At 64.7% G+C, this 13,472-nt stretch carries 12 protein-coding genes; 1 reads left to right on the forward strand and 11 read right to left on the reverse strand.

The window, feature by feature from the left end; all coding sequences use genetic code 11:
• Positions 1–28: 28 nt before the first annotated feature.
• The 4 genes from NDO48_RS10950 to NDO48_RS10965 form a co-directional block, all read right to left on the reverse strand.
• On the reverse strand, positions 29–1,489 hold the full coding sequence (locus NDO48_RS10950; protein WP_267321477.1) for a RimK family protein: 1,461 nt from the start codon (positions 1,487–1,489) through the stop codon (positions 29–31).
• Entirely contained in the window at positions 1,486–2,592 is a 1,107-nt protein-coding gene (locus NDO48_RS10955; RefSeq protein WP_267321478.1) for a peptidase C39 family protein, read from the reverse strand. Before NDO48_RS10955 ends, NDO48_RS10950 begins: the two co-directional genes overlap by 4 nt.
• Positions 2,593–2,965: 373 nt before the next feature.
• Positions 2,966–3,760, reverse strand: a complete 795-nt coding sequence (locus NDO48_RS10960) for an anti-sigma factor family protein (RefSeq protein ID WP_267321479.1) — start codon at positions 3,758–3,760, stop codon at positions 2,966–2,968.
• On the reverse strand, positions 3,757–4,275 hold the full coding sequence (locus tag NDO48_RS10965; protein WP_026227002.1) for a sigma-70 family RNA polymerase sigma factor: 519 nt from the start codon (positions 4,273–4,275) through the stop codon (positions 3,757–3,759). The genes NDO48_RS10960 and NDO48_RS10965 overlap by 4 nt, the downstream gene beginning before the upstream one ends.
• 242 nt (positions 4,276–4,517) lie before the next feature.
• On the opposite strand from NDO48_RS10965, the gene NDO48_RS10970 reads away from it, so the two are divergent.
• Positions 4,518–5,759 carry an MFS transporter gene (locus NDO48_RS10970; protein ID WP_416377194.1) on the forward strand — a complete coding sequence of 414 codons (1,242 nt, stop codon included), beginning with the start codon at positions 4,518–4,520 and terminating at the stop codon, positions 5,757–5,759.
• 95 nt (positions 5,760–5,854) lie between these two features.
• Here NDO48_RS10970 and NDO48_RS10975 read toward each other — a convergent pair whose 3' ends face one another.
• The 7 genes from NDO48_RS10975 to NDO48_RS11005 form a co-directional block, all read right to left on the reverse strand.
• Positions 5,855–6,484, reverse strand: coding sequence for an outer membrane protein (locus NDO48_RS10975; protein ID WP_267321481.1), 630 nt, complete (start codon positions 6,482–6,484; stop codon positions 5,855–5,857).
• A 293-nt stretch (positions 6,485–6,777) separates the two neighbouring features.
• The gene (locus tag NDO48_RS10980; protein ID WP_018427054.1) at positions 6,778–7,413 is read right to left on the reverse strand and encodes an outer membrane protein; all 636 of its coding nucleotides are present in this window, start codon (positions 7,411–7,413) and stop codon (positions 6,778–6,780) included.
• Between the two features lie 228 nt (positions 7,414–7,641).
• A complete protein-coding gene (locus NDO48_RS10985; RefSeq protein ID WP_267321482.1) occupies positions 7,642–10,413 on the reverse strand; it encodes a DUF2339 domain-containing protein in 2,772 nt (923 codons plus the stop codon).
• 26 nt (positions 10,414–10,439) lie between these two features.
• A complete protein-coding gene (locus NDO48_RS10990; RefSeq protein ID WP_018427052.1) occupies positions 10,440–10,958 on the reverse strand; it encodes a PaaI family thioesterase in 519 nt (172 codons plus the stop codon).
• Positions 10,955–11,716 (reverse strand): DNA repair protein RecO, encoded by a 762-nt coding sequence (gene recO, locus NDO48_RS10995; protein WP_018427051.1) that lies wholly within the window; start codon positions 11,714–11,716, stop codon positions 10,955–10,957. The genes NDO48_RS10990 and recO overlap by 4 nt, the downstream gene beginning before the upstream one ends.
• Before the next feature lie 72 nt (positions 11,717–11,788).
• Positions 11,789–12,970, reverse strand: a complete 1,182-nt coding sequence (locus tag NDO48_RS11000; protein ID WP_267321483.1) for an MFS transporter — start codon at positions 12,968–12,970, stop codon at positions 11,789–11,791.
• Between the two features lie 118 nt (positions 12,971–13,088).
• Positions 13,089–13,409 (reverse strand): SH3 domain-containing protein, encoded by a 321-nt coding sequence (locus tag NDO48_RS11005; RefSeq protein WP_018427049.1) that lies wholly within the window; start codon positions 13,407–13,409, stop codon positions 13,089–13,091.
• Positions 13,410–13,472 lie beyond the last annotated feature (63 nt).

The raw sequence follows: 13,472 nt of genomic DNA on the forward strand, positions 1-13,472 counted from the left end.
CCCCCTCCCCTGAGACGCTTGTGCGAGCCTACTTCCCGTTCCGCTCGAGGCGGTCCAGGAACCATTGCGTCAGCCGCACCCAGACCTCGTCCTTCTCGCCAGAATCCTCGACGCCATGGTCCAGGTTCGGGTTGTCGTTGACCTCGATGACGAAGACCCCATCCTTGGTCTCCTTTAGATCAACGCCATAGAGCCCGTCGCCGATGCAACGGGCGGCCTTCACCGCCGCCTCCACCACATGGGCAGGCGCCTGTTTCAGCGTAAACGTCTTGATGCCGCCTTCGACCGGCTTGCCCTTGCCGTCGTGGTTGACGATCTGCCAGTGCTTCTTGGCCATCAGATAGTGGACGGCAAACAGCGGCTGGCCACCAAGCACGCCGATGCGCCAGTCATACTGGGTCGGCATGTATTTCTGGGCAATCAGTAGGTCCGAATCCTCCATCCACGCCGTCGCCAGCGCCTTCAGCTCGTTGAAGTCATGCGCCTTCTTCACGCCGCGCGAAAACGAGCTGTCGGGGATCTTCAGCACCAGCGGAAAGCCCAGCGTGTCAGCTGCGATCTGCAGGTCCGATGGCCCTGATATCATCACGGTCGGCGGCACCGGCACGTTGTTGTAGGCCATCAGTTCGTTCAGGTAGACCTTGTTGGTGCAGCGGATCATCGACAGCGGATCGTCGATGACAGGCATACCCTCTTGCTGTGCCCTTCGGGCAAAGCGGTAAGTGTGGTTCGAGATCGACGTCGTCTCTCGGATGAACAGCGCGTCGTAATTGGCGAGCTTGGCAAGGTCCTTCCTGGTGATCGGCTCGACCTCGACGCCCATCTTTTCGGCGATACGAGCCCAGTGGCGCAGCGACGAGATCGCCGAGGGCGGCAATTGCTCATGCGGGTCGATCAGGGTGGCGAACGTATAACGCGACGGCGTACGGGCCTTGGTGTCGCGCCATTCGCGGCTGGTGTAGGTGTCGAGCGCTGCGACGAAGCGCGTCTTGTCGGCTTCGTCGAGCCGGCCGAGGGCGGCAAAGCCGACCTTGTGGATCGAAGCCCACTCGCCATCCTTGATGGTGACTTCCAGCGCCGGTGCCCGGAACCAGTCGAACAGCAGCTTGGCGAAACGGTCCCACGCCTTGGACGGCCCGATGCCGAAGAACACCGTGACCTTGGCCGGAAAGCTGCCCCCCAGATCCTTGCGGCACTTGTTCAGCGCCAGCTCGAGCTCCGGCAGCGCGTTCTCGTAAAGCTTGCGTTCGGACAGGTCGATCATGGTTTCGACCGAGGGGATAACCTTGTGGCCGCGCGATCCGGCCAACAGCGAGGCGTAATAGCCGCGGCTCTGGTAGTCGTAGCGGTTGGACAGGTTGATGACCTTCGGCCGCTGGCCGCGGAACAGCGACGGATGGGCGAGATAGTCGCGATTGGTGATGATCTTGTGCGGCGTGGCGGTCTGGTCGAGATCGCTTTGCCGGCCGGTGAGGATGACCCAGGTCATTGTCTGGCGGACTTTCCGAGGATGATGGCTGCACGCAGGCCGTCGGCGCCGAACTGTGCCATGCGCATGAAGATGTCGTAGGGAACGGGAATGTTGGCGGCGTCGGAGGCTGTCTCGCGCTGTTCGTCCTCTATCCAGGGATCGTGGATCAGTATGTGGCCACCGTCGTCGCCGATGGCGAGCACCCAGTGCGGCACCTTCTTGCCGAACATGATGAAGCCGGAGATCAGCACCAGCGCCAGCTTGCCCTCGGCCAGCCGCGCCCTGATGTCGTCGAGCCCGAACGGCCGATAGGTCACCGGAATGGCGTATTTGTCGGCACGGGCGCGGAAGTCGGCCTGTGCCAGTTCCATCACCCGACGCTTCTCGGCGCTGCGCACCGACTGCAGGAACAGCGCGCCCTCGGCCGAGACGAAGATCTCCGTGCCAAGCCCGGCCTCATATGCGGCCACCGCCAGCCCGAACGGTTCGCAGCCGCCCGGCCCCGACATCATGAAGATGGTCGTCGCCTCGCGCCAAAGCCTGATTTCCATCACCGGATCCGGCGCGAAGGTCCGGTCGAAATTGGCCATGGCCATCATCAGGCAGCACGGCCCGCAGGTGAAATCGCAGGTCTGGGCGTAGAATGGCACTCTGGTGGTGATCGGCACGTCGCCGCGCAGCATCTTTTCGTAGCGAAGTGCGGTCATGCCGTCTTCGTAATAGTCGGGCTCCTGGCCGATGCGGCGATAGCTGTTCTGCTCATAGAGCCTGATGGCGCGGAGATTGTCCTCGCGCACCTCGAGACGCATCATCATGCGGCCATGCTCGTAGGCGACGCGCTCGGCCGCATCGAGCAGGCTGCGGCCGATACCCCTGCCGCCGAATTCGGGGGCGATGGCGAATGAATAGAGCCGTGCCACGCCACTGCCCTTGCGAAACAGCACCATGGCGTAGCCGGCGACCCGACCGTCGATGTCGGCAACGAGTGCCTCTGCGGTTTCGTGATCGATGAGCTGGCGGAAGGAACGACGCGAGATGCGGTCGCCGTCAAACACGGCGTTCTCGATGGCGCAGAGCGCATCGACATCTTCAGCGCGGGCCGTACGAATGTCGGCTGCCATCTGGACCTGAGAACCTCGTATGGGCGGGAGGAGCCCTAAAGGAATGTCCCTGCGAAGCACCGGCGTGCCCCGCATTTCATTGCGCAGTCACGCCTCGATTCGGGCCTTATTGTGACATGGCTCCGGGGGCGGTGAGGATATGAATCTCATAGGATTATTGCCGAAAAACAGTGCGTCCCTTGCGGCTTTGCCCATGCAGTGGGTGCGGGGCTGGACAGCAGCGTGATGTCTTGTTTGCTCGCTCGACCGTCACGGCTTGGCCCGCTACCGATGTCTTGATGGCTTGTGATAGCTCATTGACTGCAAACCATCAGGAACCAGCGCCGAGCCGCAGCCGCTGATACGGCCGAGATGCGCGCCGCCCGCCCGAACCCTACGACTGCGTCAGTCCCGCCCCGGCCAGCAATTGCTTGTAGGCGTCCTTGGCAACGACGCTCAGCACGTCTGGCGGCAGGGTGCCGACGATGGCGCAGCCATAGCCCTTGGCCTGCCAGTAGACGGCCTCGGGGCCGCCACCCGACAGCACATAGGTGCCCTTGGTGCGTTCGGTGCCTTCGGTCGTGACATAGACCGAGATGCGGTTGCCCTGCTCGTCGGCATAAAGCATCAGCGCTGCCGTGCTGCCATTCGCGGGCACCAAGCGACCGCCGAGCAGGCGGAAACCGTTGCTGGTGAGATCGGGCGCGATCAGTTTCAGCCCGGTGCGCTTGGACAGCCAGCCGGTGAGGTAGGCCTGATCGGTGCCGTCGACCTCGACAGGCCGGTTCTTGTCGGCGGCAAAGGTCTGGTGCGCGGCTATTGCCAGCTGGGCCATCTGGTCGTCGGAATCAGCTCCCCCGCCAAGACCACCGGCGCCGGCGACATAACCTCCGAGGCCGCCGGCAACCAGCAGCGCAGCAGCGGCGGCCATCCGCCACCATTGCGCCATCAGCTTGCGCTTCGGCGCTTCGCCATTGACGGCATTCTCCAGCCGCGCCGGAACCGGTTCCTCCAGCACGTCGGCAAACAGGTTGCGCAATGCCGCATGGTCGGCGGCATAACGCTGGCTCCTTGCCTTCATGTCGGGGTTGGCCTCCAGCCAGGCCTGGTAGGCGGCGCGCTCGTCCTCGGGCAGCTCGCCGTCGAGCGCCAGATGAATGTCACGGTCGGTAAAAGCGCGCATGTTCATTTCTCGACGATCCTTATCGTCCGGCGGCGTGCCTGATCGTCGAGCAGAGCACGCAGTTCGTCTCGGCCGCGGGCGATGCGCGACATCAGCGTGCCGGCGGGCACACCGAGCATCGTCGCCGCCTCGGCATAGGAAAACCCTTCGATGGCAACCAGCACGAGGGCGGCGCGCCGGTCGGGGCTTATCGCCTGCAGCGCATCGACGATCTCGCGCGAGGCGACGCTCTCTGTCTGGATGGCGGGTGTTGCCAGCGCCTCCGAGGTATCGAGCGGCAGCATCGCCGCCTCGCCGCGCCGGTTCACCTTGCGCACCTGGTCGATGAACAGGTGATGCATGATCGTGAACAGCCACCTGCGCGGGTTCTCCCCCGTACGCCAATTGTCCATCCGCACGAGCGCCCGCTCGAGGCTATCCTGGACTAGGTCGTCGGCTGCGTCGCGATCACGCAACAAGGCGCGTGCGTATCGACGCAGACGGGGAATTTCCGCAAGTATCGCTGCCTTCTTCTCTTCCATAACAGCGGATCGCAAGTCGCCCTCTATGCACGCCGATTGAACGCGCCTTGGCGGCGCAACGCAAGCGGCCGAAGCAAGACGGCCACCTGAGACCCAAGCCTGGCACCCAAGCGCTGTGCTAACGCCTGAGGCGGGCGCTCTATTCCCGATCCATCAGATTTCTTGAAGCATGGGCTAGTTCAATTGATTTTGAACATTTGGGCGCATCGGATAAAAACATTCCACTCACGGGAGATTTGACGATGACGGCAGCGGCGGTGAACACCAGGTCGAGGTCGAATGTGCCTTGGCTCATCATCATTTGCGGCTGTCTGATCGCCGCGCTCACCTTCGGCCCGCGCTCGGCGATGGGCTTCTTCCAGTTGCCGATGCTTGCCGAAAAAGGCTGGGACCGCACCACCTTCGGCCTCGCCATGGCGATCCAGAATCTATTCTGGGGCCTCGGCCAGCCTATCTTCGGCGCACTGGCCGACCGCTTCGGCAGCTGGCGCGTGCTGACCCTCGGTGCATTCCTCTATGCGCTAGGCCTCTACATGATGTCGGGGGCCGACACCGCCTCGATGCTTTATCTCAGCGGCGGCGTGCTCGTCGGCCTCGGCGTCGCCGCAGGCTCGTTCAGCATCGTGCTGGCGGCCTTCGCTCGCCACACGCCGGCCGAAAAGCGCAGCATCGTGTTCGGTATCGGCACTGCCGCCGGCTCCGCCGGCATGTTCCTGTTCGCGCCGATCAGCCAGGGCCTGATCGACGCCTATGGCTGGTCGGACACGCTGGTCTACATGTCCATCGCCATGCTGGTGATCCCGCTGCTGGCGATCCCACTGGTCGGCAATTCGCGCTCGGGCAAGATTTCGCATGCAGAGATCGAGCAGACTCTCGGCCAGGCACTGTCGGAAGCCTTCGGCCACAAGAGTTATGTGCTGCTGATCTCGGGCTTCTTCGTCTGCGGCTTCCAGGTTGCGTTCATCACCGCCCACTTCCCCGCCTATATCAGGGACATCGGCATCGACGCCCGCTATGCGGTGATCGCACTCGCCCTGATCGGCTTCTTCAATGTCATCGGCTCGCTCGCCTCAGGCGTCATCGGCCAGAAATACTCGAAGCCGCATTTCCTCGCCTGGATCTACATCGCCCGTTCGGTGCTGGTGACGGCGTTTCTGCTCTTGCCGCAGACACCGACGAGCGTCATCGTCTTCGCCGTCATCATGGGGCTGTTGTGGTTGTCGACCGTACCGCCAACCAATGGCCTCGTCGCCATCATGTTCGGCACGCGCCACCTGGGCATGCTGGGCGGCATCGTCTTCTTCTCGCACCAGATCGGCTCGTTCCTCGGCGTCTGGCTCGGCGGCTACCTCTACGACCATTTCGGGTCCTACAACCCGGTGTGGTGGCTGGGCGTGGCACTCGGCATCTTCGCGGCGATCGTGCACTGGCCGATCAAGGAACGCCCGGTCGTCCGCCATCAGGGGATGGTACCGGCGGAGTAGCCTCCACTTAGCCTGAAAACGAAAGAACCGGCGCAACCAAGTTGCGCCGGCTCTTTGTTTTCAGGAATTCGGCAGAGCCCCGTCGGAGCTCTGGATCAGAATCGGTAGTTCAGGCCGGCCTTCAGCGAATTGCTGGAGATTTCGTCGGCCTGCTTCACGCCGTCGACGGTCGAGCGAACCTTGCCGTAGTCGACATGGTTGTATTCGAGCTTGGCGGTGACCTTGTCGCTGATGGCCTGTTCGACGCCGGCGCCCAAGAGCAAGCCGCCTTCCCAGTTGCTGCCGGAAGTGACGTTGGTGCGGCCATCAAATTTGGTCAGGCCGTAGCCCGCCGTGCCGTAGACCAGCGTGCGGTCCATGGCGACGCCGGCGCGGGCCTTGGCGGCGGCGTCGAACTTGCGCTCGAGCTGGGCGCCGTTGGCGATGTTGTGGCGGGTGCCGTTCGAGAAGCTGGCGTCCATCTCGGCGCCATAGACGAACATTCCCGACTGGAAGTTGGCGCCGACCTGGCCGCCGAGGCCCCAGCCGGTCTTGCTCGAGAACGGGTTGGGGAAACCGTCGTTGGAAATGCCGACATGGGCGCCGCCATAAACGCCCGACCAGTCATAGGCGCCCGAAGAGTTATCCTGGTAGCCCGAGGACATGTCGGCCGCGGATGCGACGACGGGCATGGCGAGGGGCGCGAGGCCAGCGAAGAGGACGAAAAGCAGATTTCGCGTGGTCATGGTGTAGTGCTCCGACATTGCTTGGGACCGCGAGCGGGGGCTTTGCGATCCTGTGACGGGGCATCGACACAACGGCAGTACGGGGGAGGAAATCCGCAGGGTCGAGTCCCGTGCGCCATATCATTGGCGCGAGGCGACCTTCGCCCGCATTCGTTGCCGAATTCTTACCCGATGTTAATAGATACCGATCGGATCCGGCAATCTTTCGGTAATGTTAACAGGTGGTTAATCCATCGAAGATACCGAGGGCAGGCCGATTGGGACCCACCTGCCCTCGGTGTATGCCAACTGTCCTAGAACTTGTAGTTCAGACCGGCCTTCACCGTGTGGCTCGCCAGGTCGGCACTGCGACGGATGCCGCCGGTGCTCACCGCACTGACGTCGCCATAGTTGACGTAGTTGTATTCCACCTTGGCCGAGACGTTGTCGGTAAAAGCCTGTTCGACGCCCGCGCCGACCAGGTAGCCGCCATCCCACTTGGAATCGGAGATGACATTGCTCTTGGGCTTGAACTTGGAAACGGCGTAACCAGCCGTACCGTAGATCAGCGTGCGGTCGAGTGCCACGCCGGCGCGCACCTTGGCAGCCGCGTTCCAGCTTTGCTTGAGTTCGGCGCCGCCACCCAGCTTGTGCTTGGCACCGGCGTAGCCGCCTTCGACCTCGGCACCATAGACGAACATGCCGGACTGCATGTTGACACCGGCCTGGCCGCCGAACTGCCAGCCGGACTTGCTGGAGAACGGGTTCGGGAATCCATCAGACGCGACGCCGCCATTGACGCCGGCGTAGATGCCCGACCAGTTGTAAACGCTGCTGGTCTGCTGCTGGGAATAATAGTCCGAGGCCACGTCGGCCGCATTGGCCACCACGGGCATGGCAAAGGGGGCGAGGCCAGCGAACAGGACGAGATACAGATTTCGCTTGGTCATTTTCTTGGTGCTCCGAGATTTGACAGAGGCTGCGAAGCAGATGCTTCGCAGCCGTTGACGGGCACCGGCACGACGGCAACGGGGGAGAAACCCGCCGGCCAATTCCCGTGCACCCTATCGTTGGGTGCGAGCGGAAAATGCCCTGGGCGGATTGCGCCAACATTGCACGGAATATAATAAAATCAATTATTTATCGGTAACTTTCCGGCAATCTTCGTTAAGCTTTCCTTACCCCTCGTCGCGTGAAGCACGCGTCAGCAGGCGCTGGTAGAACAGGCCGATACCAATCAGCACTGCACCGAGGCCGATGAAGGACAAGGCCCTCAGCACGCCCTCCAGTTCCGACATGTCGAACAGGAACACCTTGGCGACCGCGACACAGATCAGGGCTGCGGAGGCGATACGCAACACCTGCGAGCCTAGCCTCACACCGGCGACCAGCAGGCCAACGCCCATGGCCAGCCACAGCGCCGAGTAGGAGTAGGTCTCCACCTGCCCCAACCCCGCCCACAGGCCGATATGCTCGCCCTGGAACAGCCGGCGCAGCGACAGCGTGGCATAGGCAAAGAGCAGAAGTGCCGCGACCAGCGCCAGCATCGCCGAATACCATTTCGGCCGCTTGCCGCGGGCGTAGAGCGCGAGCCCACCGGCAGCGATCGCCGGCAGCAGATAGGCCAGGAACAGCAGGTTGAAGAACGGGATCCTGCCCGTGCCTTCGTCGGTGAACAGCGGATTCAGCACCGCAAAGTGCTGGGCGACGACAAACAGCACCGACAGCACGCCGATGGCGAGCGACCCCTGGCGCAGCACCGGGCTCGGCGAGCGCATGTCGAGCGCCACAAGGATGCCGGCGCCACCAAGGGAGATCAACGTGTAGATCGCCTGTTCGGCCAGCGTCGGGGCTTCCGAGTTGATGATGCCGCCATTCATGGCGTGGCGGACAAGCATCGCGACCGCGAGCAGCGAGAACAACGCGGCGACTGCCTCCATCACCAGACGGGGCCGGCCGTCGGTCGTGCGCCGGAGCTGCCAGGCGGCGAAGGCGAAGGCAAGCGCCGGGATGCCATAGCCCGGCAGCAGCCAGTTGAAGACAGGCGTACGGCCAAGCACATCGGCGCCGACGATGGTCGGGTCGAAGGCGATGCGAGCAAGCACGGCAATGGCGGCCGCCACGCTCAGCCAGCCGAGCACCCGATAGCGCCGCAGCCGCGTCGCCAGCGCCGGCAAGGCGGCCGAGGCGCCGAGCAGGACCGTGGTCCAGCCCGAGCCGAAACCCATATGCAGCGCAAGCAGCAAGGCCGCGCCCGCCCCGCCAAGGGCAAAGGACACCGCATGTCCGCCTGCGAATGACGGCTCCTCGGCGCGCGCGATCCATTCGCCGGCGGCAATGAAGGCCAGCGTCAGAACGGCTGCCAGAAGCGCCCGCAGCAGGTCGCGGTCGGGGTTGCCATAGGCCAGCCAGAGCGAAAACAGCACCACCAGCGGCACGGTTACCGCCCACCCGGCCCAAGCGGCGGAACGCCAAGGCCCGACGGCGACCAGGCGCCGCGCGTTCCAGAAGCCGGCGCCGGCAAACACCAGGCCGAGCACCCAGCCGATGCGGGTCAGCGTCGCACCTGCAATCTCGATCGGCAGCCCCTCGACGGTCAGGGCGCCGATGGGCAGGTCGAGCTCAACCGTGCCTCCGAAGATGTTGCGCAGGTAGACGAGCACGGTGGCGATGCCGGCGGCGAACAACATGGCAAGAGCTGCCGGCCGGTAGAGCGCCACGGCCAGCATGCCGAGCAGCAGAACAGCACCCCGCAGCGGACCGCCGATCACGGCATAGGCCGGATGGAGGAACAGGACCAGCGCTGTCACCGCGATGAAGAAGGCCGGCACGATGGACGGCCAGTCGAGGGTATCAGCCGCCTCTTCGCTGATGCGACCAAGCCACAGGAAGGCAAGCACAGCCAGCGTGACCACGCTGATGAACAGGATAACCGAGAAGTTGGCCAGCGGCGCATCCGCCATGTAAAGCAACGTCCACAGGCCGGTACCGACGAAGGCAGCGCCGATCAGCAGCGTCCAGCGGCGGATCCGGGCAATCGCTGCGGTGGCCACAAGCACGATGGCGAGGTAGCCGAACAGCGCCCAGATGTTCGGCGCCGTCGACGAGATCAGCGCCGGCGTCACCATCGCGCCGACAAGGCCGAGACCCGCGAGAGCCTGGCCATGAGCGAGGGCTGCGGCAATCGTCGCCACGCCGATGATGCCGAGCAGCACGAAGGCCGGCCCGGCGCCGATGAAGCCATAGATGGCATGCGCTGCGTAGATCGTACCGAACAGGGCGAATGCACCCGTGGCCGTCAGCACAGCGGGGATGTAGGCATTTGCACCGCCCTCGATCGGCACGCGATAGCCCGTGCGGCGAATGAACTCGCCGCCGCCGACAAGGGCCAGGCCGAGGAGTGCTGCCATCGACAGCCGCGCGCCGGGTCCGAACAGGCCGGATTCAATGGAATAGCGGATCAGGAAGACGGCGCCAAAGGCCAGCGCCAAGCCGCCGACCCACACCGCCCAGCGGGTGCCAAGCGCTGTTTCGATGTCGGCTTTTTGCCGCGCCGGCGGTGCAGCAGGTGCAGCCTCGCCAGAAGCAGGCTTCCCGCCCCACGGGCCGGCCACCTCGGCTTCCGCAGCAACAGCGGCTGCAATCGGCAGTTCTTCCGTCTTCCCGGGCGTTGCCTCCGCTGCGGCCATCTCGGTCGCAGGCATGGCCGCGGGCGTTTCCGCGGCTGCCTCGGTTGGCAATGCCTCCGGCGCAACCGGTTCGCTGATGCTATCTGAAATCACCGCCTCGGCGGCTTTGGCGACAGGTTTGGCCGCCGGCGCCGCGCCCGACAGCACCAGGCCGCGCAGCGCCGCCAGTTCCCGCTCGAGCAGGTTGAGACGCGTCTGCTGCTTCGAGACGAAGACGAACAGTGCGACGACAGCGATGACGCCGAGAAAACTTTCGAACATGGCCACTCCCCCTCAGACTTGGCCGCTCAGCGCGCCGCCAGATTGGCGACGGGAAAGATCGAGCATGTTTCGGTTCCGAAGGCGAGCAGCTTGCCGTTGGCGTCTTTGAGGCTGGCCTCGGAGACGGCGAGCGTCCGCCCCTTGTGGATTACCTTGCTCTCGCAGATCACCTCGCCGGTCTTCGGCGTGATCGGCCGCGTCAGGTTCACCTTGAATTCGACCGTCGTATAGGCCTCGCCCTTGGCGAGCGTACTGTGCACGGCGCAGCCGAGCGCGGAATCGAGAATGGTCGCTGCCCAGCCGCCATGCACCGTGCCGAGCGGGTTGAGATGGCGCTCACTCGGCAGTCCGCGGAAGACGACACGCCCCTCCTCCACCTCGGTCAGAACGATGTTCATCAAACCGGCAATCGGCGGCGCCGGATAGAGCCCGTCGGCGACGCGCTGCAGCAGTTCCTGGCCCGAATAGAGATGCACGTCGTCGTGCGGGATCGTGCCCAGGCCGAGTTTCGCGACATGGCCCGGAAACAGCTCGAACTCGCTCATGCGGCGGTATCTCCATGCGAAATTGCGCGGGCGGCGTAATATTTGCGCAGCGCCGCAATCAACCCGCCGCGCGCCTCCGGCGGCTCAATGCCGCGCGGCTCATAGACGTGACGGGAAAAGAAGAAGCTCGACAGCCGGAAGGCATCCTCGATGGCTGCAAGGTCTGCGCCCTGCCGCGCGCCCTGCTGCAGGAAGACAGGCAGCAGGAACAGCTTGTCGCGCCAAGGCTCGCCCGCAATGCGCGACACCGCCCGGCCGGACTTGGGCGACACATAGGCCAGCTCCTCGCGGCTGCCGGTGGCGGCACACTCGCTGAGATCGAGGCCGAAGCCCAGTTCCTCCAACACCAGCAGTTCGAAGCGCACCACCAGTTCGCCGACGCAGTCGGCATCGCCGAGATTGTCGATGACGATGCCCAGCGTCTCGTAGAGGCCGCCATGCGGATCACGCTCGGGCAACAGCCTGAGATGGGCTGCGAGAGTCTGAAGCGCGTAGACGGCGACGGCGCTGTCGATCAGGCGGGCTGCGTTAAGCTCGATCGGCTCGGCCTGGAAGGTGCCGAGATGCTCGTCGAGCCGCGCGCGCCAGGTCAACTCGACGCGATTGCCGGGCTGCAGCAGCGGTTGCTGCTTGCGCGAGCGGCCGCCGCGCACCAGCCCGAGATGGCGGCCATGGGTCCGCGTCATCACCTCGAGCACGGCAGAGGTTTCACCATGCTTGCGGGTGCCGAGGATGATTCCTTCGTCGCGCCATTCCATGGCCGGACCATCAGCCGATTACGCGGCGAAATCAAGGACATTGGCGGCATCGCCGGGCAAGCCGAGGCGCCTTCACCTGTCCTTCAGAGGCGGGATCACGGCGAGCAGCAGCAGCGCCACCAGCACCAGCGCCGCAGCCACGATGGCGAGCGGCAACAGGCCGAGCGTGATGAAGGGCGCGACCATGGCCGTGCCCACCGCCGTGGTGCCGAGGATGGCCACGACGACCAGAGCAGCACCTCGGGCATCGTCGCCCTGCGAGGCCACCACCGCGCGGTGGAAGCCGGGCGGCCCACGAAAACCGAGGCCGAAATTGAACGGCACGAACAGGGCGGTCACGACAAGTGTGTTGGCTCCGCCGATCAGCGCGTATGCCAGCATCGCCACGCCGCCGAGGGCAGACAGAGCGGTTCCGAACCAGATCATACGCTCGGCGCCGAAGCGGCCGGTCAGCCGCCCGGTCCAGTTGGCGGCAACGATGAAGGTCGCGATGCCGGTCATCTGCATGATGATGAAATCCTTGAGCCCGGCGCCGAGTGCCGCCACGAACACGGTCGGCGCTGCAAAGACGATCACCAGCAGTGCGCCGAGCGTGAAGGCATGGCTTACCGCGTAGCGCAGGAAGGTCGCGTCGCGCAGCAGATGGGCGTAACCGCCCGCGCCCTTGCCCGTGGTCAGCGCCGGCAAATGGCGGCTCAATGCCGCAACCGCACCTGCCAGCAGCAGCGCCAGCGCGGCGATCACGTCGAACGAGACGGTCCAGCCGGCAAGCGACAGAAGCCACACGCCCACGACGGGTGCGAGTGCCGGCGTCAGCGACTCGATCGAACCGAGCAGGCCAAGCTTGCCCACTGCACGCTCATCGCCGAACAGTGCGCGGATCATGCCGGGGGCAAATACCGCCGCCGCCGAACCCGCCGCGCCCTGCAGGAAGCGCAGACCGATCAGCATGTCGAGCGACGTGCTCATGCCGGCGACTGCCGAGATCAGTCCGTAGGCGACGAGCGAAGCGACCAGCAGCCGACGCTGGTCGAAATGCGCACCCAATGTGCCGAAAGTGAGCAGTCCGGCTGCCGATCCGGTGACGAATGCTGCCAAAACGAATTGCGCCTGGGCGTAGCTGCCGCCCAGCACCTCGGGCAGGCTGGGTACGGCCGGCAGCACGAGGTCGGTGCCGGCGATGCCGAGCACGGTGCTTGTCACGATGAGAGCGAAGGCTATGCCTGCATGGCCGCCATGCTTGCCGGTGGTCATTGTCCTGCCAGTCTGTCGATTGAGGGCTTTTTTCGGGACGGCGTCAGTGCCCCATGGCAGGCCACGGGTCAAGCAAAGCCGGTTGGTCCAGTTTTGTCTCGCCCCCTGCTGGGGCCGGTTACGGGCACTCGCTGTCGCGGACGAAGCGCGCCTTGACCCAGCCCTTGGTGGTGCGGTCGCCGTCATAATGGGTGACCGGGCACCAGCGGCTTGCCCATGGCTGGGTCGTCGGCCGGCAGGCGGCGTCGAGATGGATGATGCCGTGGCGCTGCGGCACCAGCACGTCGACGATGCGGGCATTGGCTGAAGGTCCGGCGCGCATGTTGAGCGCGTCGTTCCTGGCGACGTTGACGACCACCAGGCAGCCAGGTCCCGAGGTCGCCATGGCGGGCGTTGCAACACCGAGCGTAAGCAGTGCGACCAGAAGTGCTCTCGGCATGTTCGTCCTCGCTTGCTGTCCCGGCATCAGAGCTTAGCCCGACGTGCCCCATGCGCCAAGGCG

It is taken from the genome of Aminobacter sp. MET-1, from assembly GCF_026521175.1.
In the GTDB taxonomy this organism is placed as follows: Bacteria; Pseudomonadota; Alphaproteobacteria; order Rhizobiales; family Rhizobiaceae; genus Aminobacter.

Excerpts from the sequence above, each read along its gene's own strand:
- NDO48_RS10950 (WP_267321477.1), bottom strand. The coding sequence starts at position 1,489 with ATGACCTGGGTCATCCTCACCGGCCGGCAAAGCGATCTCGACCAGACC.
- NDO48_RS10955 (WP_267321478.1), bottom strand. The coding sequence starts at position 2,592 with ATGGCAGCCGACATTCGTACGGCCCGCGCTGAAGATGTCGATGCGCTC.
- NDO48_RS10960 (WP_267321479.1), bottom strand. The coding sequence starts at position 3,760 with ATGAACATGCGCGCTTTTACCGACCGTGACATTCATCTGGCGCTCGAC.
- NDO48_RS10965 (WP_026227002.1), bottom strand. The coding sequence starts at position 4,275 with ATGGAAGAGAAGAAGGCAGCGATACTTGCGGAAATTCCCCGTCTGCGT.
- NDO48_RS10970 (WP_416377194.1), top strand. The coding sequence starts at position 4,518 with ATGACGGCAGCGGCGGTGAACACCAGGTCGAGGTCGAATGTGCCTTGG.
- NDO48_RS10975 (WP_267321481.1), bottom strand. The coding sequence starts at position 6,484 with ATGACCACGCGAAATCTGCTTTTCGTCCTCTTCGCTGGCCTCGCGCCC.
- NDO48_RS10980 (WP_018427054.1), bottom strand. The coding sequence starts at position 7,413 with ATGACCAAGCGAAATCTGTATCTCGTCCTGTTCGCTGGCCTCGCCCCC.
- NDO48_RS10985 (WP_267321482.1), bottom strand. The coding sequence starts at position 10,413 with ATGTTCGAAAGTTTTCTCGGCGTCATCGCTGTCGTCGCACTGTTCGTC.
- NDO48_RS10990 (WP_018427052.1), bottom strand. The coding sequence starts at position 10,958 with ATGAGCGAGTTCGAGCTGTTTCCGGGCCATGTCGCGAAACTCGGCCTG.
- recO (WP_018427051.1), bottom strand. The coding sequence starts at position 11,716 with ATGGAATGGCGCGACGAAGGAATCATCCTCGGCACCCGCAAGCATGGT.
- NDO48_RS11000 (WP_267321483.1), bottom strand. The coding sequence starts at position 12,970 with ATGACCACCGGCAAGCATGGCGGCCATGCAGGCATAGCCTTCGCTCTC.
- NDO48_RS11005 (WP_018427049.1), bottom strand. The coding sequence starts at position 13,409 with ATGCCGAGAGCACTTCTGGTCGCACTGCTTACGCTCGGTGTTGCAACG.